Source organism: Brevundimonas vitisensis (assembly GCF_016656965.1).
Lineage (GTDB): Bacteria > Pseudomonadota > Alphaproteobacteria > Caulobacterales > Caulobacteraceae > Brevundimonas > Brevundimonas vitisensis.
This window is the reverse complement of record NZ_CP067977.1, coordinates 1,338,068-1,364,676: the sequence shown is the minus strand read 5'-3', so window position 1 is coordinate 1,364,676 and position 26,609 is coordinate 1,338,068. Positions and strand designations below refer to the sequence as shown.

Below are 26,609 nucleotides of genomic sequence, written 5' to 3'. Positions count from 1 at the left end.
CTTAACCTTCCTCGGCCAGGACGGCATCGACCAGGGCCCGCGCCTCGGCGCTGGCCCAGTCTGCCTCGCCCGAAAACGACGCCCGAATCCGCCCCTGGCGATCCAGCAGGATCGTCTGAGGCATCTTGCCGGCACCGGGGAAGAGGAAGGGCAGCTGGAAGGCGGGATCGCTGTACATCGGCAGCGGCTCGTGCACGTCGATGAAGCTTCTGGCATCGGCGATGGCGTCCGGCGTGGCATCGACATTGACCGGCAGGACGATCAGGTCGGTCCCTTCATAAACCTGAGCAAGGCGCGCCAGGGTGGGCATTTCCGTGCGGCAGGGCGCGCACCACATGGCCCACAGGTTGACCACCACCACCTTGCCCCGGAAATCCGAGAAGCGGACATCGGCACCATTGCGGTCCTTGAACCCATGTTCCGGCGCTGTGGTCAGGGCCGCGGGCGTCTCCAGACGCGCCAGAGACCCCACCGCATAGCGGGAAAGAGCGCTCTTTTCCGTTGCCGCAGGCGCGGAGTCTTTGAACGGCCCGGCTTTCATGGCGTATAGCGACCCGGCCCCGGCCCCGATCAAAACGATCAGCGCCATCCCCGCCGCCACCATCCAGCCGCCTCGTTTCGAGCCCCCCATGCCCCAGACATCCGATCCTGCTTCGCCCGAAACGGACGGTCCCAAGGGACAGACACTATGGGGTGGACGCTTCAACGCCAAGCCCAGTGAAATTATGCAGGCGATCAACGTCTCCATCGGCGTCGATCAACGCCTGTGGGAACAGGATCTGCGGGGCTCACGGGCTCATTGCCGCATGCTGGCCGCGACGGGCATTCTGACCGGATCGGATGCTCAAGCCATCCTGTCGGGCCTGGACACGATCGAGGCCGAAATCCGGGAGGGCCGCTTTCCCTTCCGCGACGCGTTCGAGGACATCCACATGAATGTGGAGGCCCGGCTGTCCGAGCTGATCGGCGAACCGTCAGGTCGTCTCCACACGGCCCGCAGCCGTAACGATCAGGTGGCCACCGACTTCCGCCTGTGGGTCCGCGATGCCTGCGACCGCACGATCGAACAGTTGCAGGGACTGCAACGGGCTCTGCTGGCCCGGGCTGCCGACCATGCGGCGGACCTGATGCCCGGTTTCACGCACCTGCAACCCGCCCAGCCGGTGACGCTGGGTCATCATCTGATGGCCTATGTGGAGATGTTCGGCCGGGACGTTTCTCGTTTTGCCGACGCCCGCGCGCGGATGAACGAGAACCCGCTGGGTGCCGCCGCCCTGGCCGGCTCGCCCTTTCCGATCAATCGCCACGCCACGGCCGCCGAGCTGGGTTTCGACCGGCCCATGGGCAACAGCCTGGACGCCGTGTCCGATCGCGATTTCGCGCTGGAGACCCTGGCCGCTGCCTCGATCTGCGCCGGGCATCTGTCGCGGCTGGCCGAGGAGATTGTGATCTGGATGACGCCGCAGTTCGGCTTCGTCACCCTGCCCGACGACCTGACGACGGGTTCGTCGATCATGCCGCAGAAGCGCAATCCGGATGCGGCCGAACTGGTGCGGGCCAAGGCCGGCCGGGTCATGGGGGCCTTCGTCGCCCTGTCCACGGTCATGAAGGGCCTGCCGCTGGCCTATTCCAAGGACATGCAGGAGGACAAGCCGCCGGTGTTCCAGGCGTTCGATGCGCTGGACCTGGCGACAGGGGCCATGACGGCCATGGTTGCGGCCCTGATTCCGAACACGGAACGAATGCGAGTAGCGGCCGGATCGGGCTTTTCCACCGCCACGGATCTGGCCGACTGGCTGGTCAGGGAACTGAACCTGCCGTTCCGCAAGGCGCACCATGTGACCGGCCATGCGGTGAAGCGGGCCGAGGGCCTGGGTGTGGACCTGTCGCAACTGCCCCTGGCCGAACTGCAGGCTTTGGAGCCCGGCATCACGTCAGAGGTTTACAAGGTGCTGACCCCTGAGGCTTCCTGCGCCAGTCGCCAGAGTTTCGGCGGCACGGCGCCGGAGCAGGTCCGCGCGCGTATCGCCGAATGGAAGTCGCGTCTGTCATGAGCAAGCTCCTCCCCCTCAGCGCCGTTCTCCTGATCCTGGCCGGGACCGCCGCCTGCGGTCGCATGGCCGATCTGGAAGCGCCCGAGCGCCGCACCGAGCGCGGCATGCGCAGCAGCAATGCCGAGGACCTGCCCGAACCGGCGACGCAGAACCGGCCCAACAGCCAGGTGCCGATCGATGGGGGGCCGTCCAGCCCCTATGGCGGTTCGGGCGCGACGCCCAACCAAGGATGAATCATTTCGACGTTCGCGACGGGGCCTTGCACGCTGAGGCCGTCTCGCTGGAAGCCATAGCCGAAGACGTCGGCACGCCGGTCTATGTGTATTCCACCGCCACGCTGGAGCGGCACTATGGCCTGATGCGTGATGCTGTGGCCGCGCACCGTCCGGCGCTGGGTGAGGCGTTGATCGCCTTTGCGGTCAAGGCGAACAGCAATCTGTCGGTCCTGGCCACCCTGGCCCGGATGGGTTGCGGCGCCGATACTGTGTCGGAAGGCGAGATGCGCCGGGCCCTGGCCGCCGGCGTGCCTGCCGACCGGATCATCCTGTCCGGCGTGGGCAAGACCGATGCCGAACTGGCCTTTGCCATCAAGACTGGCGTTCGCCAGATCAATGTCGAATCGGCCGTCGAGCTGGAGCGGCTGATCGTCGTGGCGGCGGGCCTTGGCGTGCGCGCGGACATTGCCATCCGGGTGAATCCGAACGTCGGCGCGGGTGGGCATGCCAAGATCACCACCGGCGGATCGGGCGACAAGTTCGGCGTTCCGGTGAGTGAGGCGCTGGATCTCTATGCGCGCGCCGCAGCTTCGCCTCATGTCCGTCCTGTCGGTCTGGCCTGTCACATCGGCAGCCAGATCACCACGCTGGACCCGCTGCGGTCGGCCTTTGGCGTGTTGCGCGACATGACGCTGGCGCTGCGAGCCCAGGGAATGCCCGTCGAACGGCTGGACCTTGGGGGCGGTCTGGGCGTGCCCTATCACGGCATGGCCGCTACCCCCGCGCCGACCGACTATGTCGCCATGGCAGCAGAGGTTCTGGACGGCCTGGGTGTCGAGGCGGCCTTTGAGCCCGGGCGCCTTCTGGCCGCCAATGCCGGACTGCTGTTGAGCCGTGTGATCCAGGTCAACGAGCGGTCGGACGGGCGGCGGTTCCTGGTGCTGGATGCCGCCATGAACGACCTGATGCGTCCGGCCCTTTATGACGCCTTCCACGAGATCGAGCCGGTGCGGACCCGGCCAGGCGACCCCGTGCTCCATGACGTCGTGGGGCCGGTTTGCGAGACGGGCGACACCTTTGCCCGTGACCGCTCCTTGCCGCCCTTGCAGGCCGGAGACCTGGTCGTGTTTCGCGGAGCCGGGGCCTATGGAGCCGTGATGGCCGGCGAGTACAACAGCCGCCCCCTGGTGCCCGAGGTGCTGGTCCAGCAGGATCGCTATGCCATTACGCGCCGCCGTCCGTCGTATGAGGAGATGCTGTCGCGAGAGCTCAAGGCCTACTGGCTCTAGAGCGAAATCGGTTCGGATGCGATCGCATCCGAACCCAGATCTTCGCTCCAGGATCAATGCTGGAGCCTGATTCACGGCATCGGCGGAATCGCGAAGCGATTCCACCTCAACCGATCAGGCTCTAGGCGAGAAAGCGTTCCACAGCGGCCATGAAGCGCGTCGGCTGATCGATCATCACCATATGCTCGGCCCCCTCGATGGGTTCGAACCGGGCAGGGCGGCGCAGGGTGGAATAGGCGGCGCGCAACAGCCGGTCGATGTCGCGGCGGGGCGAGCGGTCGTCCCGGCTCCAGCCATAGACGACGGTCACCGGTGCCGTGATGTCGGGCAGCCGGTGCCTCAGATCCAGAGTCATCACCTCATACAGGCCCCGCGCCAGTACCCGGCGGTCGCCGCCCTGCCACCCCATGCCGTTGAACAGGGCCTCCGAAGCGTTGCCCAGTTCCAGCCTAAGGGCGCGTCCACGATCAACCAAGGCCTGATCGCCAAAGAAAATCAGGGCCTGATAGGCGATCTGGGCAATCGGTTCGATATCGCCGACCGTAGCCCCCGGATTGACCAGGGCCGGAAAGAAGGGCGAGGCATCCACCACCATGACCCGGCCCACGCCATCGCGGGCATCGGCCGCGATTCTCAAGGCGATCTGACCGCCCATGGAATGACCGATCAGAGCGGGGCGGCTCAGGCCCTGGCTGGCGATATAGCGACGGACCTCGCCCGCCACCGGTCCGCTGATCGCGCCTGACTGATTGGCTCCGACCGGCAGGTCACCGAACCCCCGGACCGACACCAGATGCACGCGGTAGCGATCGTCCAGTCGGTCCGCCGTCCGGCGCCAGACCTCCGCAGTCGAGGCCAGGCCGGGGATCAGGATGACATCAGGGCCGCGACCCTGCACCTCCACCACGATCCGGTCCGACCGGAAAGGTGCGACCTGGGCCTGGGCGGTCCCGGCCGCGAACAGAACGAAAAGGGCCAGAAGAAAGCGGAGGGTCATGAGCCCAGATTAGGCCCCAATCGCGGCGATGTCGCGACGACCCGACCACTTGCAAAACGGCGTGAGCGGAGGATCATACGGGCTTGTCGCTTTCCGGGGGAGGAGACTTACGATGAAGACCCTGTTGGCCGCTCTGGCCGTTTTTTCTGCAGTGGGCACCAGCGCGATTGCAGAGGATTGGCACCTGTTCTCCAGCAATAACACGACGGCCTATCTGGCCGATGTCGACAGTATCGCCGTGGTGGATGGCGTCACGACCATGCGGATCGCGCGCGTTCGCAAGGCCCCTGCCAATCCCGGCGACCTCAGCCATGTGGTCGACAGCTATGCCTTTCGGTGCAGTGCCAGACAGGTCCGGTTTCTGGGAGCCAGCGAATACGGCCCGGATGGAGCCCTGATCGATCAGTTCGACGAACCAGAGGCCCCGTGGGATGACATCGGCCGCTCCAACTTCTTCGACTATATGCAGGCGGTGGCTTGCGGTGGGGATCGATCGCCGCAGTCGCAAACCTGGCCCAGCCTGCAGGCCTATATGACCTCGGGCCGGGGGAGCTGACCCAGGGCTGGGCTTGAGCGGCCAAGCCTGCCCCTCGCCAGCCGACGGCGATTCAGGCAAAAGCCGCCCATGCCGACCGACTCAGTTTCCATCGATCCGCTCGCCCCGGATCCGCTGACACAGGCGCGGGCGACGCTGGAGCGGATCTGGGGGCATTCCGACTTTCGCGGACTGCAGGCCGAGGTCATCGCCGAGGTCCTGGCCGGACGCGATGCGCTGGCGGTGTTGCCGACCGGGGGCGGAAAGAGTGTCTGCTATCAGATCCCGGCCCTGCTGCGGCCCGGCCTTGGGCTGGTGGTCTCGCCGCTGATCGCCCTGATGACCGATCAGGTCGAAGCCTTGAGGCAGCAGGGCGTGGCCGCAGCCCGTCTCGATTCCAGCCTGTCGATGGACGACCGATCGGCCATCTGGCGTCAGGCGGCGGCGGGCGATCTGGACCTTTTGTACGTGTCGCCCGAAGGTCTGGCCCAGCCCCACCTGATCGACCGGTTGGCGAACCTGCCGCTGTCGTTGATCGCCATCGACGAGGCCCATTGCGTCAGTCAGTGGGGGCACGATTTCCGGCCCGACTATCGCGCCCTGGGCCGTCTTCGCGACCTGTTTCCGGGCGTGCCGCGCATCGCGGTCACGGCCACGGCCGATGCCCGAACGCGTGAGGACATCCTGGCTTCGCTGCGGCTGGAGGGGGCGCGGGTCTTCGTCGACAGCTTTGCCCGGCCAAACCTGCAGCTGAGTGCCGAGCGCAAGGTGAACGGTTCACGAGCCCGCACCGATGCCCGGGTCACCGAACTGGTGCTGGAACGCCGGGGCCGATCAGGCGTCGTCTATTGCGGGTCGCGCGATGGCTGCGAGCGCGTGGCCGACACCCTGGTGGCCGCAGGGGTCAACGCCATCGCCTACCACGCCGGATTTGACGCCCGAGCCCGTGACCGGCGTCTGGAGCGTTTTCTGGCAGAAGACGGGGCTGTGATGGTGGCGACCATCGCCTTTGGCATGGGGGTGGACAAGCCGGACGTGCGTTTCGTCATCCATGCCGATCCTCCCGCCTCGATCGAAGCCTATTGGCAGGAGATCGGCCGGGCCGGGCGGGACGGCGAGCCGGCGGACGGAATCACCCTGTACGGTCCATCCGACATCGCCTGGAGCCTGAAGCGGCTGGACAGCCGCCCGATGGTCGAGGAGGTCAAGGCTGTGCAGGTGCGCAAGGCGCGTCAGCTGTTCGCCATGCTGGACGGCGCGACCTGCCGGCCCCAGGCCGTGCGGCGTTATTTCGGCGAGGCGAGCGCCGATGTGTGCGGCGTTTGCGACCTGTGTATGGACCCCCCGACCCTCAGCGACACGACGGTGGCGGCGCAGAAGGCCCTGGCCGCCGTGCAGCGCCTGGGCGAACGGTTTGGCCGAACCCGGGTGATCGATCACCTGCTGGGCAAGACCAAGGACGTCCGCGCTGACGAGGCTGCCCTGTCGACCTGGGCGATCGGCCGGGACATCTCGCCTGACGGCTGGCGCGAGATCATCGACCACCTCTTGTTTGAGGGCCTGCTGGTCGAGGATGCCAATGAGGGGAAGCCTTTGCTGCAGCTGGGCGAAGCCGAGGCCGTCCGGGCCGTCTATCGGGGCCAGCGGACCATCCACACTCGCCGCGCCCCGCGTGTCTTTGATGCGTCGAGCCGGTCCGGCAATCCCCGCCAGCGTTCGCGCGACGGACGCAATGTGGCGCTGGATGCAATGGATGCCGATGCCCGTGCCGTGTTCGAAGCTCTGCGGGCCTGGCGGCGCGAGCGCGCTGCCGAACAGCATGTGCCGCCCTATGTGATCTTCCAGGACAAGACCTTGCTGGACATCGCGATCCGTCGCCCGCGCGACATGGCGGCGCTGGCCCATATCGCCGGCGTCGGAGCCGGAAAGCTGGACCGCTATGGGCCCAGTCTGCTTCAGGCGCTTGCTCGGTCGAGCGAGACATCCTGAGTATGGCCTTCAATGCCGATGGGCGGTGGCGTCAGTAGACGTCGCGGCGATAGCGGCCGGTTTCGGTCAGTTCCATCAGGCGCTCGCGGGCCAGGGCCGCCTCCAGCGCGGCGTTCACGCCGAGGGCCATGCCTTCCAGGCTGCCGCAGACCAGGATGAATGCTCCGCGCTCGACCCAGGCGGCGATCTCGGCGGCCTGTTCGGCGACCAGATGCTGGACATATCGACCGTCGCCCGGATCGCGCGAATACGCCCGGTCCAGGCGGCTCAGAATGCCCGATGTCCGCCAGGCCGTCAGTTCATCGTCATAGAAGGCGTCGTGAGCCGATGTCCGCTCCCCGAACAGCAGCCAGGTCTCGGCGCGGTTCGGGGACAGGGCCCGGGTCTTCAGATGGGCCCGAAGTCCCGCCAGGCCCGTCCCATTTCCGATCAGGATCAGCGGCACATCGGCCGGCGGTCCATGGAATCCGCGGTTGGTCCGAACCCGCAACGCCACCTCGTCGCCGATCGCCGCCTGCTGCGTCAGCCAGCCAGAGGCCAGTCCCGGCGTTCCGTCGGGCCGCATCATCAATCGGACCAACAGCTCGATCCGTCCGTCCGATGGCAGGGAAGCCACGGAGTATTCGCGCGTGGCGAGGGTCGTCTGGTCCTGACCTGCGGCGACGGGAACACCGATCTCGGCGATATCGCCAGCCTGCCAGTCCGGGGTGCCGTCCACCGGCTGGAAGGCCAGGTGCCAGGCTTGGCCTCCCGGACTGGCGGGGTTGAGAAGGCGGCGCTCGATCAGCGTCCAGCGATCCAGAGCGGCCGGGGCCCAGTCGGGCTCAGTCGTTCCGCCGGTCAGCAGGCCGATCTGATGCTGCCAGTGGCGGATGGCCCCTGGATCGCCGTTGTCGACCTCGACCGGGTCAAACAGCACCTCGGCCCCCGAACGCCGCAGCCAGCTGTCCAGGGCCCGACCGAAGCCGCAATACTGGCGATAGCTGCGATCACCCAGAGACAGCAGGCCATAGGACACGCCCTCAAGACCCGCCGGTGCCGCCATGGCCTGTCGCACGAAGCGCGCGGCGCTGTCGGGCGCATCGCCCTCGCCCGTCGTGCTGACGATCCACAAAAGGTGGCGAGCCTGCTTCAGAGCGTTCAGGTCGACATCGGAAATCGAGATGAGGTTGGCCACCTTGCCCGCCTGGCGCAGGGTTTCGGCGGTCATGACCGCCAGTTCCTCGGCAAAGCCGGTCTGGCTGGCAAACACGACGGTCCAGCCGTCTGCGGTCGGCGTCTGGAGTGGGCGGCGCGCGCGCCGCTTCTGCAAGACCATCAGGGCGATCAGCCCCAGCCATGCCAGCAGCAGTCCTGCCGCCCAGGCCCAGCGGATCGGATCGGTGGTCACGCGGCCGTCTCGTCCTCTTCCATCATGGCATGCCATGCGGGAGTGACGATCTCGATCAGCCCTTGGTCGTCGCGCGAGGTGAAACAGGCGGCCAGGCCCATGGCATCGGCAAACGGCGGGCCCTCGACCGGTCCCATGACCGTCAGGGCCGTGGACCAGGCATCGGCCATCATGGCCTGTTCATGAAAGACGGTGACCGACACCAGTCCATGGTCCACGGGTCGGCCCGTGCGGCCCGAGATGGTGTGCGGATAGGTCCGCCCCTGATGCTGGAACGCCCGGCGATAGTCACCGGACGTGGCCACGGCCAGGTCGAACAGAGCCACGACGGTACGCTGTGCCGTCGAACCGGGCGGGCCCTCGATCTCGACCCACCAGGGCTGGCCGTCCGGCTTGACGCCCCGCCCCTTCAGCTCGCCGCCGATCTCGATCAGGTGCGAGGTCGCACCCTCCTGTTCGAGGCGGGCCGAGACCCGATCGACGGCATGGCCCTTGGCAATAGCCGACAGGTCCAGTCGCATGCCGCCCGGCTGCATCACGCCCCGGGCATCCCGGTTCAGCCGCAGGGCCTGGAAACCGCTGACCGACAGGGCCGCCGCTATGGCCTCGTCGCTCGGCACGGGATCGTTGGCGGGACGCGGACCGGGCGGGCCGAACCCCCACAGATCTACGACCGCTCCCAGCGTCGGATCGACGGCACCATCCGTGTCGTCGGCGATGTCCAGTGACGCGGTCAGCAGGTCCCAGAAGCCCTGCGACACCGCCCACACCCCGGCAGGCGCATTGTTGAACCGCGACAGCTCGCTGCGCGGCTCCCAATGACTGAACAGATTGACCACCGTCGTCAGCTCGGCCTCGATGGCGGCTTGAAGCGCGGCCTGATCGGAGCCGGGCGCAGGCACGACGCGTGCCGACCACGTCGTGCCCATGGTCTGGCCCTGCAGCGACCAGACCAGGTCGCTGGGCGGCCGCTGGGGCGCGGTCCGCATCGGCGGAATCAGGACGCGGTTGGTACGATCCTGGACAGGGGGAGCGGCGTCGGTCAGGGGAGCACTTCCAGCGAGCCGTTGTACTGGGCGCTGGTGGCAACGTCAGCGCCTTGAGCAGGTTTGCGAACCTGGGCGTTCACCCAATACATCCCCGCCTCGGGCCAGGTGACCGAGAAGGCCCCATCGGCCCCGGTCGTCACGGTCATCTCCTCGGGATTGTCGCGATAACGCGAGCCGCCGCGTGCGATCGTCACTTCCAGGCCCTGGGCCGGCAGACCGTCGACGGTCAGCTTGAAGGTGGCGGCTTCACCGGCGACCAGGTCGTTGGGGTGGGTGACGGGGACCAGTTCGATGCCGTCGCCCTTGATCGTGAAGACGCTGTCTGTCGGGGCCCCCAAGGTCACATAGGTCTCGATCCGGTTGGCATTGCGGGTGGCGACCACGTCCGTGGCCCCGGCCGGAATGGCAGCGGGGAATTCAGCCGCCGAGCCGCGCCAGCGCTGGTCCTCGCCGTTCAGCTTGTAGGTCGCGCTCATGCCGCTGGTCACGTTCGCGATGCGATAGGTTCCCTGCTGCGTCAGGTGCAGGTCGAAGGTCGAGCGATAGCGCCCGCGCATCATGTTCTGCGCCTCCAGAGCTGAGCCGTCGGGCGCGGTGATGGTCAGACCATCCAGGCGCATGGCCGCATGGTCGGCGATGAAGACGCCGTTCGACATGCCCGCGTCGAACGTCACCCAGGCTTCTGCCCCGGACAGGACGGTGGAGCTGGGCGCCAGCCAGGCGCGGTGGGCCTGGGCTGCGAAGGGCAGGGCCAGGGCGGCGGCGGCCAGGGCGACCAGGGCGAAACGCTTCTTCATCACAGACGGTCCTTGTTCAAAGATCGATTCAGCGGGCGACGGTGACGCGGACGGCACCCAGTTCGGTCGAGCCGGTGGCATTGGCCGTATTGGCCCCGCCCCAGCGGAAGGGTACGCGCACCGCTTCGCGGCCGCCCAGTTCGCGGGCGGCTTCGACCACCATCACATATTGACCGGCGGGCAGGTTGCGCAGGCGGGCGGCGGGGACACTGACAGTGTGACGGCCAGGCGCGCGGGTGGCCCCTGAAATGCCGTCGGCCGGCATGGTCATGGCCCGGCCGCCGCGCCGCCACCAGGTCCGCATGTCCTTCAGCCAGTCTTTGCCCTCACCGGCAGGCAGGGCAATGTCGTACCAGACGGCCAGGGTCTGGACCGCCGTCTGGTCCGGGCGCTCGATCCAGATCGCGACATAGGGCCGGTGATAGGAGGCGCTGGCGATGCGCGGGATCTCGACCGACACGTTCAGGCTTTGCGCCAGGGCGGGCGTGGCCGTCAGGCCCAGGCCAGCAGCGGTCAGGATCAGCGGCAGCGAACGCATGGCAACTCTCAGTGAATGAAGATCAGGGCGATGACGGCGGGGATCAGAAGACCGGCCGCGACTAGGGGCCAGGTCGAGGCACGGTTGCGGGCGTGCAGCCACAACAGGGCCAGCCCCGTAAGGGCGAAGACCACGCAGGCCACGGCGAAGACGTCGATGAACCAGTACCAGACCGGCCCGGTATTCCGGCCCTTATGCAGGTCGTTGAGGTAGGCGATCCAGCCGCGCGTGGTGGTCTCGCGCAGCGCCTCGCCGGTTGCCCGGTCGATGGTCAGCCAGCCGTCGCCGCCGGGGGTGGGCAGGGCGACGTAGATTTCATCCACCGTGGTCTCGGTCGGGCGGCCTGCGATCGGCGCGTCCAGTTCTGTGGCGGCCCAGCGGGCGACAGCGTCCGGAACCGGGTCGGTCGTCTCCTCGGCCATTTCGCCCAGACGGCCCAGCAGGGGAGCAGGCAGGGTCGCGGTCTGTTCGACCGTCACGGGCTCGGCCGGAATCTGTGCTGCGTGGTTCAGGGTGATGCCGGTCGCCGCGAACAGCACCAGCCCGACCAGGCTGATGGCCGCCGAAATCCAGTGCCACTGGTGCAACTGCTTCAGCCAGAACGAACGCGCGCCATTCATCGCGGCCTTGGGCCGGGGTGTCGGATTGGGGGCGGGCGCAGCGGCGTCGGTCACGTCCGGCTTGTGCCCAAGTTGCGAACGATTTTCAATAGTGGTTGTGGCTATGCGGCCTTTTGGTCTTCGACCTGGGCCAGAAAGCCCAGCAGGGCGGCGTTCACCTCGGCGGGACGTTCCTGCTGAATCCAGTGTCCTGCGCCCGGCACCACCACCTGACCTCGCAGATCGGTCAGCCAGTCCTTCAGTCCCGCCTCATGCTGACCGGCATAGTGGCGGACGGGATCGCGTTCGCCGACCATGAAGAAGCTGGGCTGATGGATTTTCTGTCCCTGGAGAAAGCCGGTCAGGGACCAGTTCAGGTCCAGGCAACGATACCAGTCCATCGGCCCCTTGAACCCGCTGCGGGTAAAGGCCTGGACGTATTCGTCCATATGCTCGGGCGTCATCCAGGGCGGCAGGGCGGCGTCGTCCGCGACCTCTGACACGAAATCATGGCCCGGTGCTATGAAGCCGGTCGATTGCCGCGCATCGGGCGTCGCGCCGTCATAGGCGTAGAAGCTCTTTCGCAGGGCGGTCGCGACGTCGCGTTCAAACGTCAGATGGGCATCCGGAGCCTGGAACTGGCTCATATAGAGCTCGCCCCGTCCCAGGCGTTTTGCGATCGCGGCCATGGCCGGCGTCGGAGGACCGGCGGCGCGGCGCGGCTGAAAGGGCACCGAGAGGCCGAACACCGCCCTGAAGATATCGGGACGCAGCAGGGCACAGTGCCAGGCGACGGGGGCACCCCAGTCATGGCCGACGACGATGCAGTGTGTCTCCCCCAGCGCTCGCACCAGTTCGACCATGTCGCCGACAAGGTTCAGGATGGTGTGCTGATCGGTCTGGCTCGGCTTGTCCGTACCGCCATAGCCGCGCATGTCCGGCGCGACGGCGCGGTAGCCCGCCTCGGCCACCGCCTGGACCTGGGCGCGCCAGCTGATACCCAGTTCGGGAAAGCCGTGGATGAACAGCACCAGAGGCCCAGAGCCATCGCCCGGCCCGGCTTCCAGCACCTGCTGTGTCAGGCCGTCGGTCTTGATCAGGCGGGTATGCAATCAATCCTCCCCCGAAGAGCGCAGCGAAACGGGGGAGGGGACCGCCGCAGGCGGTGGAGGGGACAGGCCCCGGACACCGTCACCGCGTTTGTCCCCTCCACCACTTCGTGGTCCCCCTCCCCACTGGCGTGGGGAGGAGAGCGCTTACGCCGCTGCCTTCTGGCCGGAGAACTTGCCGTAGAAGGTCTCGCCGCGGGCGGCCATGTCGCGCAGAAGCTGGGGCACCTTGAAGCGGTCGCCATAGCGTTCGGCATAGTCGTCGCAGATGCGCACGAACTCGGCCACGCCGGTCTGGTCGATCAGGGTGATCGGGCCACCGGTCCAGGGCGCGAAGCCCCAGGCCAGGATGGCGCCGACGTCCGCCTCACGCACGTCGTCGATGACGCCCTCTTCCCAGCAGCGCGCGACCTCGACCGCCTGGCGGAACAGCAGGCGCTGCTTCTGGTCGGCGATCAGTTCGGGCGTCGAATCGTTGATGCGGACGGGGGCCAGATCGCCGAGGCCCGACCACAGGGTCTTGGGCTTGGTGTCGTAGTCGTAGAAGCCCTTGCCGTTCTTGCGGCCGTAACGACCCAGGTCCTCGACCATCTTGCGAACGATCTCGTGGCCCTCGATCGGCACGTATTTGTCGCCGAGGTCCGCCGCCGTCTGCTTTGCGATCTTGACCGACAGGTCCAGCGCGACGTCGTCGTGCATTTCCAGCGGACCGCGCGGCATGCCGGTCATGCGGCCGATGTTGTCGATCAGGGCGGGGGCATAGCCCTCTTCCAGCATGGCCAGACCTTCGGCCACATAGGTGCCGAAGCAGCGCGAGGTGTAGAAGCCGCGCCCGTCGTTCACGACGATCGGGGTCTTCTTGATCTTCATGACATAGTCCAGCGACTTGGCGATCGCCGCCTCGCCGGTCTTTTCGCCCAGGATGATCTCGACCAGCATCATCTTGTCGACGGGCGAGAAGAAGTGGATGCCGATGAAGTCCTCGGGCCGCACGCTGGCCTCGGCCAGGCCCGTGATCGGCAGGGTCGAGGTGTTGGAGCCGAACACGGCTCCGGCTTCCAGCTGGGCCTCGGCGCGCTTGGTCACGTCGGCCTTGATCTCGCGGTTCTCGAACACCGCCTCGATCACCAGGTCCGAGCCCTTGATCAGGTCATAGTCGGTGGTGGCGGTGACGGAGGCCAAGAGGGCGTCATACTTGTCCTGGGTCAGCTGCCCGCGCGACAGGCGCTTCTTCAACAGGGCCTCGACATGGGCCTTGCCCTTGTCGGCGTCTTCCTGGCTGCGGTCGATCAGGATGGTCTCGATCCCGGCGAGGGCCTGCACATAGGCGATGCCCGCGCCCATCATGCCGGCCCCGATGACGGTGACCTTCTTCGGATCGGACTGGGGGATGCCGGCGGGACGCACCGCGCCCTTGTCCAGTTCCTGCTTCGACAGGAACAGGGACCGGATCATGGCCTGGGCCTGGGGCGTCATCAGGGTCTTGATGAAATAGCGGGTCTCGATCCGCAGGGCGGCGTCCATGGGCACCTGGATGCCCTCATAGACGGCCTTCATCAGATTGGTCGCGGCCGGATAGTTGCCATAGGTCTGCTTGCGGATCATCGCATTGCCGACCAGGAAATTCTGGATGCCAACGGGGTGATAGGGGCCGCCGCCGGGCTGTTTGAAGCCCTTGTCGTCCCAGGGCTGGACGGCCTTGCCGCCGCCCTTGATCCAGGCCTTGGCGGCCTCGACCTCGGTGCCTGCGGCTACGACCTCATGCACCACCCCCGCGCCCTTGGCGTCGTTCGGACGCCAGGAGGAACCGGCCGTCATCGCCGTCATCGCCGCCTGCACGCCGATCAGGCGCGTCAACCGCTGGGTGCCGCCGCCGCCGGGGAACAGGCCGACCTTGATCTCGGGCAGGCCCAGCTGGATCTTGGGGCTGTCACCGACCACGCGATAATGACAGGCCAGCGTCAGTTCCAGACCTCCGCCCAGAGCCAGGCCGTTGATGGCTGCCGCGACCGGCTTGCCGCAGGTCTCCAGGGCGCGCAGGGCTCCGTTCAGCTTCCACCCGGCGTCATAGGCCTGCTGCAGCGAGCCCCCGGCCAGCATCCCGCCAGCCATGTCGCCCAGGTCCGCCCCGGCGCAGAAGCCGCTGGCCTTGCCGCTGGTCAGGACCGCGCCCTTGATGGCGTCATCGGTCTTGATAAGTTCGACCACCTGCGGGATCTCGGCCATCACGCCGCTGGTCAGGGTGTTCATCGACCGTCCGGGGACGTCGAAGGTGATCAGGGCGATGCCGTCGGCGTCGACGTCGATCTTGAAGTTTTCCATGGCCTCTTTCCTTATTCCTCCCCCACCGGGGGAGGGGGACCGCGAAGCGGTGGAGGGGGCCCACCGCAGACACTGGCGTACGGGGCCAGCCCCCTCAGTCAGCTTCGCTGACAGCTCCCCCAGCGGGGGAGCAATGAGAAATCAAACGCGCTCGATCACCGTGGCGGTGCCCATGCCGCCGCCGATGCACAGGGTGATCAGGGCGGTGGACTTGCCCGACCGTTCCAGCTCATCCAGCACGGTGCCGGTGATCATGGCCCCGGTAGCCCCAAGGGGGTGACCCATGGCGATGGCGCCGCCGCAGACGTTCATCTTGTCGTGGTCGATGTCCAGCGCCTGCATGAAGCGCAGCACGACGGCGGCGAAGGCCTCGTTCAGCTCATACAGGTCGATGTCGGTGGACTTCATGCCCAGCTTGGCCAGCAGCTTGTTGGCCACGAACTCGGGGCCCGTCAGCATGATGGAGGGTTCCGACCCGATCGAGGCGGCGCCCAGGATGCGGGCGCGGGGCTTCAGCCCTGCCGCCTGACCGGCTTCCAGGCTGCCGATCAGCACGCCAGCCGAGCCGTCAACGATGCCGGACGAATTGCCCGGGGTGTGGACGTGGTTGACCCGCTCGACCTCGGGGTAGCGCTGGTTGATCACGCTGTCGAAGGCCATCTCGCCCATCATGGCGAAGGAGGGGTTCAGCGCGCCCAGGGTCTGCATGTCCGTGTTCGGACGAATCGTCTCGTCATGGTCCAGCCGGATCAGGCCCAGCTGATCCTTGACCGGCACGACCGATCCCTTGAACCGGCCCTCGGCCCAGCTCTTGGCCGAACGCTTGTGGCTTTCGACGGAATAGGCATCGACGTCGTCGCGGCTGAAGCCCCATTTGGAGGCGATCATGTCGGCCGAGACGCCCTGCGGCACGAAATAGGTCGGGAAGGCCGACGACGGATCGACCGGCCAGGCCCCGCCGTCGCTGCCCATGGGCACGCGGCTCATCGCCTCGACGCCGCCGCCGACGGCAAAGTCGGCCTCGCCGGACTTCACCTTGGCCGCCGCCATGTTCACCGCTTCCAGGCCCGAGGCACAGAAGCGGTTGATCTGGACGCCGGCCACCGTCTGGGCCCATCCGGCCGACAGCACGGCGGTGCGGGCGATGTCGGCCCCCTGTTCGCCGACGGGCGAGACGCAGCCCAGGATCACGTCGTCGACCTTGGAGGTATCCAGGTCGTTGCGGTCACGCAGGGCTTCCAGCACCTGGGTGGCCAGGCTCAGGCCCGTGATCTCATGCAGGGACCCGTCCTTCTTGCCCTTACCGCGCGGCGTGCGCACGGCGTCATAGATATAGGCTTCGGCCATCGGACTCTCCCTTGCTGTCCCGGACGCTCGGCATGCGGTGCCTGGCGGCATGAGGGACTGTGTTTGTCCCCTCTCCCTCACGGCGCGAGGAACAGGGTGCGGATTTAAAACTCACCGTCACAAACCCTACGTTTACGTCAACGTCAAGTAACAAGCTAGCGACAGTCGTGGCCCTGACGGGGTGAAACGTCATGGTTTTGCAGAAGGCGGGGCCGCTGCCCCTATTTGACGTGCGGCGTCACAATGCCCAGCGGAAGGGAGGTGACGTTCTTGACGCCCCGCGTGACGATATGGCTCTCGCAGTCCGAAACGATGCCCAGTGTCAGCAGCTTTTCGCGCAGGAATTTATCGAAGGCGTGCATGTCGGAAGTGATCACCCGCAGCACATAGTCCTCGCGACCTGTGATGGTGGCGCACTGCACCACCTCGGGCCAGTCGGCGACGGCGGTTTCGAACCGGTCCAGGTTCTCGCTGGACGGCAGGCTCAGCTTGACGATGGCATAGACCTCGAAATCCAGGCCCAGTTTGGCCGCGTCCAGCAGGGTGACGCGCTTTCTGATGAAGCCCGAATCCTCCAGTCGCTTGATCCGTCGCCAGCAGGGCGAAGCCGACAGTCCGACCCGATCTGCGACCTCGGCGACCGACAGGCCGGCGTCCTGTTGCAGGATGTCCAGAATGCGGGCGTCGATGGGATCGAGTTCGTCAGCCAATGCGTTTCTCCGTTTATTGTTATGACGCAATAAAATACCGCCCATCGGCACAGCGCAAGGTCGGATTCGCGCAAGCCTCTCCAAACAGGCCATGCTATCCAGCTTTCAAAAGACGATAAGCGGACGGAACGACCGGACCATCCATGACCCAGCACAAGAATGCCCAACCCCTGTCGTTGCGCGTGCCCGAACCTTCGGGCCGGCCCGGCGATACGCCGGACTTCAGCCACCTGAAGCTGGATGCGCCCGGTGCCGTCGATCGGCCGCCGGTGGGCAGCACGCCCTATGACATGCGTGACCATGCCTTTCGCCTGATCCGGGTTCTGGATGATGCGGGCGTGGCGGTCGGACCGTGGAATCCGCGGCTGGACGCCGAGACCCTGCGCAAGGGTCTGAAGGCCATGATCCTGACCCGCGCCTTTGACGACCGGATGCATCGCGCCCACCGCCAGGGCAAGACCAGCTTCTATATGAAGTGCACGGGCGAGGAGGCGATTGCGGTCGCCCAGGGCATGATCCTCAGCCGCGAGGACATGGGCTTCCCGACCTATCGCCAGCAGGGGCTGCTGATCGCGCGCGGCTATCCGCTGGTCGATATGATGAACCAGATCTATTCGAATGCGGAAGACCCGATCAAAGGGCGCCAGCTGCCGATCATGTATTCCAGCCGCGACTATGGCTTCTTCACGATCAGCGGTAACCTGGGGACCCAGGTGCCCCAGGCCGTGGGTTGGGCCATGGCCAGTGCCTACAAGGGCGACGACAAGATCGCCATCAGCTGGATCGGCGACGGCGCGACGGCCGAAGGCGACTTCCACAATGCCCTGACCTTCGCCTCCGTCTATCGCGCGCCGGTCATCCTGAACATCGTCAACAACCAGTGGGCCATTTCGAGCTTCCAGGGCATCGCGGGCGGGCTGGAGACGACCTTTGCGTCCAAGGCGATCGGCTATGGCCTGCCGGCCCTTCGCGTCGACGGCAACGACTTCCTGGCCGTCTGGGCCGCGACCCAGTGGGCCGAGGAGCGCGCCCGCTCGAACCAGGGCGCGACGGTGATCGAACTGTTCACCTATCGCGGGGCCCCGCATTCGACCTCGGACGACCCCAGCCGCTATCGCCCTGGCGACGAGCATGAGAAATGGCCGCTGGGCGATCCGATCGCGCGGCTGAAGCAGCATCTGATCGCGCTCGGCGAATGGTCGGATGAACAGCATTCCGAGGCCGAGGCCGAAGCCGTTGCCCAGGTCCGTGCGGCGGGCAAGGAGTCCGAGGCCATCGGCACCCTCGGCCAATCGCGCCCCTCGGTGAAGACGATGTTTGAAGAGGTCTTTGCGACCGAGGACTGGCGCCTGATCGAACAGCGCCGCGAGGTCGGAGTTTGAGCATGACGGAACAGACCTTCACCGAATCCGACCGCACAGACGGCATCGAGCCCGACATGGTCACCGCCGATCATGCGCCGCCGTCCGAAGCGCCGACGTCCGGCACCCAGCCGATGAACATGATTCAGGCGCTGAACTCGGCCCTGCACGTCAAGATGGCCGAGGACCCGAACGTCCTCAGCTTTGGCGAGGATGCGGGCTTCTTTGGCGGCGTGTTCCGCGTCACCGACCAACTGCAACAGAAGCACGGCCTGACCCGCAGCTTCGACGCCCCGATCAGCGAATGCGGCATCGTCGCCGCCGCCATCGGCATGGGGGCCTATGGCCTGCGTCCCGTGGTCGAGATCCAGTTCGCCGACTACATCTATCCGGCCTATGACCAGATCGTCTCGGAAGCGGCCAAGCTGCGCTATCGGTCGGCGGGCATGTTCACCGCCCCCATCACGGTGCGCAGTCCCTATGGCGGCGGTATCTTCGGCGGCCAGACGCACAGCCAGAGCCCCGAAAGCCTGTTCACCCATATCGCGGGTCTGAAGGTCGTCATTCCGTCCAACCCCTATGACGCCAAGGGGCTGCTGACCGCCGCGATCGAGGACGACGACCCGGTCATCTTCTTTGAGCCCAAGCGGCTGTACAACGGTCCGTTCGACGGCTGGCACAAGAACCCGGTCAGTCCGTGGAAGACCCAGGACCTGGCCCAGGTCCCGACCGGCAAATACACCCTGCCCATCGGCAAGGCGCGGATCATGCGCGAGGGTTCGGACGTGACCATCCTCTGCTACGGCACCATGGTCTGGGTGTCGCTGGCGGGGGCCGAGCACGCGGGCGTGGACGCCGAGGTCATCGACCTGCGCACCCTGGTGCCCCTGGACATCGAGACGATCGAGGCCAGCGTGAAAAAGACCGGCCGCTGCGTCATCGTGCACGAGGCGCCGAAAACGAGCGGCTTCGGGGGCGAACTGTCGGCCCTGGTCCAGGAACGCTGCTTCTATCATCTGGAGGCGCCGATCGCGCGGGTGACGGGTTGGGACACCCCCTATCCGCATGCCTTTGAGTGGGAATATTTCCCCGGCCCCGAACGGGTGGCCGAGGCCTTGAAATCCGTCATGACGGGGGGGCGCTGACATGGGGCGTTTCGTCTTCAAACTGCCTGACGTGGGCGAGGGCACGGCCGAGGCCGAACTGGTCGCCTGGCACGTCGCAATCGGCGACACGGTCGAGGAGGACCAGCTGCTGGCCGAGATCATGACCGACAAGGCGACGGTCGAACTGACCTCGCCCGTCTCCGGTCGTGTCACTGCCCTGCACGGCGAGCCCGGCGTGATGTCGCCGGTCGGCTCGGCCCTGGTGGAGTTCGAGGTCGAGGGGGCTGGGAATGCCTCTGCGTCTGACGCCGGTGTCACCCCCTCCGTCATCGGCCCAGCGCGCGATGCTACCTCCCCATCCGCAAGCGCGGATAGGGAGGAGACGTCTCCTCCCCATGCCAGTGGGGAGGTGGCGCGGAGCGGTAGCGACGTGACGGAGGGGGCGACTCCGCTGTCGAACGGAAACTACGTCTTCAAACTGCCCGACGTGGGCGAAGGGACGGCCGAGGCCGAACTGGTCGCCTGGCATGTCGCGGTCGGCGATGCGGTCGAGGAAGACCAGCTGCTGGCCGAAGTCATGACCGACAAGGCGACGGTCGAGCTGACCTCGCCGGTCGTGGGCGTCGTGGCCGCCCTGCATGGCGATGCGGGCCAGCAGGTGCCGGTCGGAGGTCCCCTGGTCAGCTTCGAGGTCGAGGGCGCGGGGAATGTGTCCGCCCCGGTGAAGGCCGAGGCCGCCCCGGCCCCCTCAACCGTTTCGCGGTCCCCCTCCCCCGACGGGGGAGGAATAAAGGGTGCGATCACCGTTCCTCATTCTCCCCCCGTTGGGGGGAGTACCCGCGAAGCAGGGGAGGGGGGTAAGCCCGTCGCACGCACCGCACAGACCCCCGGTGTCCGGCCCCTGGCCTCGCCCGCCGTGCGCAACCGGGCCCGCGATCTGGGTATCCCCCTGCAGGCCGTGCCGGGGTCGGGCCCCGCCGGCAGGATCAGTCACGCCGATCTGGATGCCTTTCTCTCCGGTGGTCAGACGCAATCGTCTGTGTCCGGATCATCGACGGGTTCCGCCTATCGAAAGGCCGAAGGCACGACCGAGGTTCGCATCATCGGCTTGCGCCGCAAGATCGCGGAAAAGATGGCCGAGAGCGTCCGCCGCATTCCTCACATCACCTATGTGGAAGAGATCGACGTCACGGCGCTGGAAGAACTGCGCGCCCACCTGAACGCCGAGGCCAAGAAGACGGGCAAACCCAAGCTGAACGTCCTGCCCTTTATTGCCCGCGCCATCGTGGTGGCCCTGCGCGACCAGCCGCAGATCAACGCCACCTATGACGACAAGGCGGGGGTCCTGACCCAGCACGCCGCCGTGCATCTGGGCATCGCCGCCCAGACGCCGAACGGCCTGATGGTCCCCGTCGTCCGTCACGCCGAGGCGCGCGACCCCTATGACACCGCCCTTGAGATCGCCCGCGTCTCCGGCGCCGCCAAGGACGGTTCGGCCAAGCGCGAGGAACTGTCGGGCTCGACCATCACCATCACCTCGCTGGGCACCCTGGGCGGCGTCGTCCACACCCCGATCATCAACCACCCCGAGGTCGCCATCGTCGGTCCGAACAAGATCGCCGAGCGCGTGGTGGTGCGCGACGGCCAGATGGTCGTGCGTAAGATGATGAACCTGTCCTCGTCCTTCGATCACCGCATCGTCGACGGCCACGACGCGGCGGTGTTCGTGCAGCGGATCAAGGGCCTGCTGGAGCATCCCGCGACGCTGTGGATGGGGTGAGGGCGGTGCGGGGGTTATGTACCAGCCTCGCAGCAGCCTGCGTTCTCTTGGCTACCGAAACGGCATCAGCCTGTATTGGGCCGCCTCCTGTTCCCGTGGGGTCGGAAACGATGGAACAGGCAATCATCAGGCGGGACCGGGAAGACCAACGGCAATTCTGGCAACTCGCAGAGGTCGTGTATCTCGGTCGAGTGATCGAACGCGTGGTCGAGAGTGGCGACGATCAATCGTTTGAAATAGCCCCGGTCGTCACCTTGAAAGGCAGCGGGGCTCCTCGACGTGTGTCGTTTAGCAACGGGAACTGTCCGGACCCGAGCGTGGGCGTTGGAGACGTGGTTATCGTCTATGCATTGCGTGAGCCGTTCAACAGGGACTGGAGACCGTGGCGACCTTGGTCGCTAAGGATCGTGCCGCCAAGGGAAGTTAGAGATCAAGTAGTTGCGCGAGAACTGCGCGCGGCTGCTGACCGATTGAGTCGAGAAGAGCGCCCATGACCCAGACCCTCAAGACCAAAGTCCTGATCATCGGTGCCGGTACCGGCGGCTATGTCGCGGGCATTCGCTGCGGCCAGCTGGGGCTCGACACCGTGCTGGTGGATGGCGGCGACGGTCTCGGCGGCACCTGCCTGAACGTGGGCTGCATCCCGTCCAAGGCCATCATCCATGCGGCGTCCAAGTTCGAGACCGTGGCCAAGGCGGCGGGCGGCGGGACGCTGGGCATCACGGCCAGTGCACCGGCGATCGACCTGTCGCAGACCGTGGCCTGGAAGGACGGGATCGTCCGCAAGCTGAACGCCGGGGTCGCCGCCCTGCTGAAGAAGGCCAAGATCCGGGTCATCAAGGGCTGGGCCCAGTTTTCGGATGCCAAGACCTGCCGCGTCGAGACCGAAGACGGCCCGATCACCATCACCGCCGAACACGTCATCCTGGCCACCGGCTCCGAGCCGGTCGAACTGCCCTTTCTGCCGTTCGGCGGCGACGTCATCTCCTCGACCGAAGCCCTGTCGCTGGATGCGGTGCCGGGCAAGCTGGTCGTGGTCGGCGGCGGCTATATCGGGCTGGAACTGGGCATCGCCTATCGCAAGCTGGGGGCCCAGGTCGCCATCGTCGAAATGGCCGACCGCATCCTGCCGCTCTATGACAAGGCCCTGACCGATCCGGTCGCCAAATGGCTGGAAAAGCACGGCGTCGAACTGCACCTGGGCGCGCGGGCGGGGGGCTTCGGGGACGGCAAGCTGAACGTCACGACCAAAGACGGCGAGCCGCTGCAACTGGCGGCGGACAAGGTGCTGGTCACCGTGGGCCGTCGTCCCCGCACCCAGGGCTGGGGCCTGGAAAACATGGGTGTGGCCATGGCCGGGCCCTTCGTGAAGATCGACGACCGCTGCGCCACCACGATGAAGAACGTCTGGGCCGTCGGCGACCTGACCGGCGAACCCATGCTGGCCCACAAGGGCTCGGCCCAGGGCGAGGTCGTCGCCGAGATCATCGCCGGCCATGACCGCCGGTTTGATCCCGTCACCATCGCCGCCGTCTGTTTCACCGAGCCGGAAATCGTTTCGGCGGGTCTGGGTCCCTTGGATGTCGAGGGCCGTGACGACATCATCACCTCGGTCTTTCCGCTGGCCGCCATCGGCCGCGCCCTGGCTATCGAGGCGGGCGAGGACGGCGGGTTCGTGCGAGTGCTGGCATCAAAGACGGATCACCGCATCCTGGGCGTCCAGGCGGTCGGCCAGCATGTCGCCGAACTGTCCAACAGCTTTGCCCAGATGCTGGAAATGGGCGCGGTGCTTGAGGACGTCGCCGGGGTCATCCACGTCCATCCCACCCTGGGCGAAGCCTTCCACGAGGCCTCCCTGCGCGCCCTAGGCCACGCCATACATATCTAGGAGGGCGCTACCGCTCGGCTCGCGGAGCCTCGCTGCTTGAGCGGGCATCTTTTAGGGCGCGCTACCCCTCGCCGCGCGGCGGCTCGGTACTTGAGCGCTGTCTCCTCCCTATCCGCGTAGCGGATGGGGAGGTGGCTCGGCGCGACTTCGCGCCGTGACGGAGGGGATTCTTCGCACGCAGCCCCTCCACCACTTCGTGGTCCCCCCCCCCCATCTGCAATGGGGAGGAGACGGTCAGCCCGCCGCGACCGCCTTCATGGAAACGGCCGGGTCGGTCAGGCGGTCGGGGTCGACGGACGTTCCCTTGGCGATCAGCTGGCGCCCGGCCATGAATTCCGGCCCGGCATTGACCGCCTCCACGCTGACGATGCGGTCGCCGCTCAGGTGGAAGACGGCAAAACTGCCGCTGGCCGGGTCGCCCCGCACCAGCTGACGATCGGCCTCGAACGGCAGGCCCGCGATCTGCAGTTTGATGTCGTACTGATCGGACCAGAACCACGGCACCTCGGGCGCGGGGGCGGGCCGTCCGGTGATGGCGCAGGCGGCCTGTTTGGCCTGTTCCAGGGCATTGGGCACGCTTTCCAGCCGCAGCATCCGCCCGCCATGAACCGGACTGGGTCGCCAGGCCATGTCGCCGATCGCAAAGATGTCGGGGTCCGACGTCCGGGCCGCCTCGTCCACCACCACCCCGGTTTCGCACACCAGCCCGGCGGACCGGGCCAGGGCATCGCAGGCCAGGGCCCCGACCCCGACCAGTATCGCATCGGCCGCGATGGCTTCGCCGGTCGCCAGACGCACCGCCCCCTCCTCGAACCCGGCCACCTCGGCCTCGGTCAGGATGGTGACGCCCTCGGAGCGGTGCCGGGCGGTGAAGAAAGCCGACAGGGGGGCGGAGGCGACGCGGGCCAGAACCCGGTCCATCCGCTCGATCACCACCACCTCAGCCCCCAGGGCGCGGGCGGATGCCGCGGCCTCCAGCCCCACATAGCCGCCGCCGACCACCGCCAGCCGACGACCCGGCCCCAGCGCCGCCTTCAGCCGCTCGGCATCGTGAAGAGTGCGCAGTTCGATCAGCTCCGGTCGATCCGCGCCGGGGATGTCCAGTTTGCGCGCGGTCGATCCCGTGGCCAGGATCAGCTTGTCATAGGTCTCGGCCGATCCATCGGCGAAGGCCACGGTTCGGGACGCCGCGTCGATCGCCACAGCCGTGACGCCTGTGCGCAGCGCGATGTCGTGCTCGGCATAGAAGCTGAGGGGCCGCAGCATCAGGGCGTCCAGGTCCGCCTCGCCCTTCAGCCAGGCCTTGGACAGCGGCGGCCGCTGATAAGGGGGGGCCGTCTCCTCACCCGCCAGAATGATCGGGCCTTCATGCCCATACTGGCGCAACAGGGCGGCAACGGAGCCACCGGCATGGCCGGCACCGATGATGAGGACCTTGGTCATTCAGCACTCAGAAAAAGCGACGGCTTCATTTCGTCGCCGCCGCGCCGCCATGCAAGTCCCCGTATCGGGCCGACGGCATCACGCCGCCTGGGCTTCGAACCGCTCCAGATAGGCCGACAAAGCGGGCGGCGGCACCTTCTTGCCGGGATTGTAGAAGGGCGACAGCACCATCAGCATCTTGGGGATCATCAGCCGGGCATAGGTCTTTTTGAAATGTTTCTCGCGGGCCAGGGAGGCCTCCACCTCCTCGGGCGACATGCGCGACCGGTCGACCGACATCAGATAGGCGGCCACCCGCTTCGAATAGCCGCCCAGGTGTTTGACCGCGTAATAGAAGCCATAGAGCCGATAGAAATAGCCCGCGATCGGATTCCGGCGCGCGAACAGGGTCTGATAGACGTCGAAGGCCACGCTGCGGTGCTCGAACTCTTCGGCCAGGTGCCAGCGCCAGAGTTCGGAACCCGGATTGGGTTCGGCGGCCTCGAACTCGGTCAGTTTTCCCTCGAACACGATCTGAGCCATGCCTGAACCCAGGGCCTCGAACCCCTCGGCATAGGCGCAGTTGAACTTCAGCGACCTGTTGGCCAGAAAGTCCTCATAGGTCGCTTCCAGCTCCTGCTCGAAGGCGGTCAGTCCGTCGTATCCGGCGGCATGAAGCTGGCGGTTGAAGGCGTCGTGCTGTTTGCAGTGCTGGGCCTCCTGCTTGATGAAGACGACCAGATCGCGGTCCAGCGGCGTGTCCTTCTGATCCAGAGCTTTTCGGGCCTGGATCATAACCTTCACCAGATAGGGTTCGACATAGGACGGAATGGTCGAGGCGGCGTTCCGGGCCTGCACATATTCGATATAGGGCGACCAGTGGGGCGGGGTCTGGTCATAGGACCAGGTCGGATACCGGACCTTCATCGGGTGTCTCCTGCGGCGGCGTCACCATGACGCAAAAAGAAATCGCGCACGTCGTTCGAAAAGACGACAGGCTCCTCGAAGGCGGCGAAATGTCCGCCCGAGGCCATGATCGCATGATGGGTCAGGTTCCAGTTTCGGCGGATGGCATCGACCGGGGCAGGCGGCAGGAACTCGCCCGGATACTGTGCAAAGCCGGTGGGCACGGTGACGTTCAGGCCCGACAGCTTTCCCGCCCCAACCTCGACGGCTGTGCCTGCATACATCCAGATCGACGAGGCCACGGCATCATTGACCAGATACAGCATCAGATTGGTGATCAGCTGATCCTTGGTGAAGCGGCTTTCGATGTCGCCGCCGGTGTCTGCCCAGCCGTGGAATTTCTCGATCACCCAGGCGGCGAAGGCGACGGGGCTGGCCGAGAGGGCCGCGCCGATCGTCTGGGCCTTGGTCATATGCACCATCATGTAGGCGGACTCGCGCCGCTGGACCGCCTCGAAGGCGGCGCGCCACTCCACCTCGCCCGGCACGGCCTGATCGGCCGGGACCGGCATCGGGATGGCCAGGTTCAGATGCAGGGCTGCGACATGGTCCGGATGGTCGTGCGCCAGCCAGCTGGAGACCGAACTGCCGAAATCCCCGCCCTGGGCAAAGAAGCGATCATGGCCCAGCCGATCCACCATCAGGGTCCGCCACAGGGCCGAGATCCGGCGCGGACCGATCGGCGCCGGTGGCCGTTGTGAAAAGCCGAAGCCGGGCAGGGACGGGATGACCAGATCGAAGCCGTCCTCGGCACGCCCTCCAAACCTTTCGGGAAAGGCCAGCCGATCGGCCACCTCGTCGAACTCCAGGATCGATCCGGGCCAGCCGTGGGTCAGCAGGATGGGCCCGCGCGCCCCGGTCCCCCGGATGTGCTCAAATCTGATCGCCATGCCGTCGATGACAGTGCTGAACTGCGGGTGGCGGTTCAGGTGCGCCTCGTGCACGCGCCAGTCGTAATGGTTGATCCAGTAGTCGACCAGTTCGCGCAGATAGGCCGTGTCCACGCCCCAGGCCCAGCCGCCACCCTCTGGGGCGTAGGGGATGTGCGCCGCCGTCAGGCCGTCCCGGATGTCGTCCAGCACAGACTGCGGCACGTCGATCGGATGGGGGACCACGTCGCTCATGTCCCATTGATATTCGAACTGG

23 protein-coding genes are annotated in these 26,609 nt (G+C 66.6%); 9 read left to right on the top strand and 14 right to left on the bottom strand.

The window, feature by feature from the left end; genetic code table 11:
- Position 1 precedes the first annotated feature (1 nt).
- Positions 2-631: a TlpA family protein disulfide reductase gene (locus tag JIP62_RS06890; RefSeq protein WP_201104235.1), complete on the bottom strand. Its 630-nt coding sequence runs from the start codon at positions 629-631 to the stop codon at positions 2-4.
- Here JIP62_RS06890 and argH point away from each other — a divergent pair.
- Genes argH through lysA form a run of 3 tightly spaced genes read left to right on the top strand, consistent with a single transcriptional unit; the run spans position 630 to position 3,558 of the window.
- Positions 630-2,054: an argininosuccinate lyase gene (gene argH / locus JIP62_RS06885; protein WP_201104234.1), complete on the top strand. Its 1,425-nt coding sequence runs from the start codon at positions 630-632 to the stop codon at positions 2,052-2,054. The two genes, JIP62_RS06890 and argH, sit on opposite strands and share 2 nt — an antisense overlap.
- Positions 2,051-2,287: a hypothetical protein gene (locus JIP62_RS06880; RefSeq protein WP_201104233.1), complete on the top strand. Its 237-nt coding sequence runs from the start codon at positions 2,051-2,053 to the stop codon at positions 2,285-2,287. Before argH ends, JIP62_RS06880 begins: the two co-directional genes overlap by 4 nt.
- Positions 2,284-3,558 carry a diaminopimelate decarboxylase gene (gene lysA, locus JIP62_RS06875; protein WP_201104232.1) on the top strand — a complete coding sequence of 425 codons (1,275 nt, stop codon included), beginning with the start codon at positions 2,284-2,286 and terminating at the stop codon, positions 3,556-3,558. The genes JIP62_RS06880 and lysA overlap by 4 nt, the downstream gene beginning before the upstream one ends.
- 121 nt (positions 3,559-3,679) lie before the next feature.
- Here lysA and JIP62_RS06870 read toward each other — a convergent pair whose 3' ends face one another.
- Positions 3,680-4,555, bottom strand: a complete 876-nt coding sequence (locus tag JIP62_RS06870; RefSeq protein ID WP_201104231.1) for an alpha/beta fold hydrolase — start codon at positions 4,553-4,555, stop codon at positions 3,680-3,682.
- Between the two features lie 112 nt (positions 4,556-4,667).
- On the opposite strand from JIP62_RS06870, the gene JIP62_RS06865 reads away from it, so the two are divergent.
- Positions 4,668-5,111 (top strand): surface-adhesin E family protein, encoded by a 444-nt coding sequence (locus tag JIP62_RS06865; RefSeq protein WP_201104229.1) that lies wholly within the window; start codon positions 4,668-4,670, stop codon positions 5,109-5,111.
- Positions 5,112-5,180: 69 nt separating this feature from the next.
- The gene (gene recQ / locus JIP62_RS06860; protein ID WP_201104227.1) at positions 5,181-7,079 is read left to right on the top strand and encodes a DNA helicase RecQ; all 1,899 of its coding nucleotides are present in this window, start codon (positions 5,181-5,183) and stop codon (positions 7,077-7,079) included.
- A gap of 31 nt (positions 7,080-7,110) precedes the next feature.
- Here the strand turns inward: recQ and JIP62_RS06855 are convergent, their stop codons facing one another.
- The 9 genes from JIP62_RS06855 to JIP62_RS06815 all read right to left on the bottom strand — a co-directional run bounded on the left by JIP62_RS06855 (position 7,111) and on the right by JIP62_RS06815 (position 16,940).
- Positions 7,111-8,469: a sulfite reductase subunit alpha gene (locus JIP62_RS06855; protein WP_201104225.1), complete on the bottom strand. Its 1,359-nt coding sequence runs from the start codon at positions 8,467-8,469 to the stop codon at positions 7,111-7,113.
- On the bottom strand, positions 8,466-9,458 hold the full coding sequence (locus JIP62_RS06850) for an FAD:protein FMN transferase (protein WP_201104223.1): 993 nt from the start codon (positions 9,456-9,458) through the stop codon (positions 8,466-8,468). The genes JIP62_RS06855 and JIP62_RS06850 overlap by 4 nt, the downstream gene beginning before the upstream one ends.
- A gap of 53 nt (positions 9,459-9,511) precedes the next feature.
- Positions 9,512-10,315, bottom strand: coding sequence for a DUF4198 domain-containing protein (locus JIP62_RS06845; protein WP_201104221.1), 804 nt, complete (start codon positions 10,313-10,315; stop codon positions 9,512-9,514).
- Positions 10,316-10,343: 28 nt separating this feature from the next.
- Entirely contained in the window at positions 10,344-10,853 is a 510-nt protein-coding gene (locus JIP62_RS06840) for a DUF2271 domain-containing protein (protein WP_201104220.1), read from the bottom strand.
- Between the two features lie 8 nt (positions 10,854-10,861).
- Entirely contained in the window at positions 10,862-11,473 is a 612-nt protein-coding gene (locus JIP62_RS06835; protein ID WP_201104618.1) for a PepSY-associated TM helix domain-containing protein, read from the bottom strand.
- Between the two features lie 101 nt (positions 11,474-11,574).
- The gene (locus JIP62_RS06830) at positions 11,575-12,564 is read right to left on the bottom strand and encodes an alpha/beta fold hydrolase (RefSeq protein WP_201104218.1); all 990 of its coding nucleotides are present in this window, start codon (positions 12,562-12,564) and stop codon (positions 11,575-11,577) included.
- A gap of 144 nt (positions 12,565-12,708) precedes the next feature.
- Positions 12,709-14,883 carry a 3-hydroxyacyl-CoA dehydrogenase NAD-binding domain-containing protein gene (locus tag JIP62_RS06825; RefSeq protein ID WP_201104216.1) on the bottom strand — a complete coding sequence of 725 codons (2,175 nt, stop codon included), beginning with the start codon at positions 14,881-14,883 and terminating at the stop codon, positions 12,709-12,711.
- A 141-nt stretch (positions 14,884-15,024) separates the two neighbouring features.
- Positions 15,025-16,230: an acetyl-CoA C-acetyltransferase gene (locus JIP62_RS06820; RefSeq protein WP_201104214.1), complete on the bottom strand. Its 1,206-nt coding sequence runs from the start codon at positions 16,228-16,230 to the stop codon at positions 15,025-15,027.
- A 221-nt stretch (positions 16,231-16,451) separates the two neighbouring features.
- Positions 16,452-16,940 carry an Lrp/AsnC family transcriptional regulator gene (locus JIP62_RS06815; RefSeq protein WP_201104212.1) on the bottom strand — a complete coding sequence of 163 codons (489 nt, stop codon included), beginning with the start codon at positions 16,938-16,940 and terminating at the stop codon, positions 16,452-16,454.
- A gap of 143 nt (positions 16,941-17,083) precedes the next feature.
- On the opposite strand from JIP62_RS06815, the gene JIP62_RS06810 reads away from it, so the two are divergent.
- The 4 genes from JIP62_RS06810 to lpdA all read left to right on the top strand — a co-directional run bounded on the left by JIP62_RS06810 (position 17,084) and on the right by lpdA (position 23,075).
- Positions 17,084-18,322: a 3-methyl-2-oxobutanoate dehydrogenase (2-methylpropanoyl-transferring) subunit alpha gene (locus JIP62_RS06810; RefSeq protein ID WP_201104210.1), complete on the top strand. Its 1,239-nt coding sequence runs from the start codon at positions 17,084-17,086 to the stop codon at positions 18,320-18,322.
- Between the two features lie 2 nt (positions 18,323-18,324).
- The gene (locus JIP62_RS06805; protein WP_201104208.1) at positions 18,325-19,446 is read left to right on the top strand and encodes an alpha-ketoacid dehydrogenase subunit beta; all 1,122 of its coding nucleotides are present in this window, start codon (positions 18,325-18,327) and stop codon (positions 19,444-19,446) included.
- Between the two features lies 1 nt (position 19,447).
- Positions 19,448-21,187, top strand: a complete 1,740-nt coding sequence (locus JIP62_RS06800; RefSeq protein ID WP_201104199.1) for a 2-oxo acid dehydrogenase subunit E2 — start codon at positions 19,448-19,450, stop codon at positions 21,185-21,187.
- A 490-nt stretch (positions 21,188-21,677) separates the two neighbouring features.
- Entirely contained in the window at positions 21,678-23,075 is a 1,398-nt protein-coding gene (lpdA, locus tag JIP62_RS06795) for a dihydrolipoyl dehydrogenase (RefSeq protein ID WP_201104198.1), read from the top strand.
- Between the two features lie 234 nt (positions 23,076-23,309).
- Here lpdA and JIP62_RS06790 read toward each other — a convergent pair whose 3' ends face one another.
- From JIP62_RS06790 to JIP62_RS06780, 3 genes are all read right to left on the bottom strand, one after another.
- Positions 23,310-24,518 (bottom strand): NAD(P)/FAD-dependent oxidoreductase, encoded by a 1,209-nt coding sequence (locus JIP62_RS06790; protein WP_201104197.1) that lies wholly within the window; start codon positions 24,516-24,518, stop codon positions 23,310-23,312.
- A 78-nt stretch (positions 24,519-24,596) separates the two neighbouring features.
- Entirely contained in the window at positions 24,597-25,424 is an 828-nt protein-coding gene (locus JIP62_RS06785) for a metal-dependent hydrolase (protein ID WP_201104195.1), read from the bottom strand.
- Positions 25,421-26,587 (bottom strand): epoxide hydrolase family protein, encoded by a 1,167-nt coding sequence (locus JIP62_RS06780; RefSeq protein WP_201104194.1) that lies wholly within the window; start codon positions 26,585-26,587, stop codon positions 25,421-25,423. Before JIP62_RS06780 ends, JIP62_RS06785 begins: the two co-directional genes overlap by 4 nt.
- Positions 26,588-26,609 lie beyond the last annotated feature (22 nt).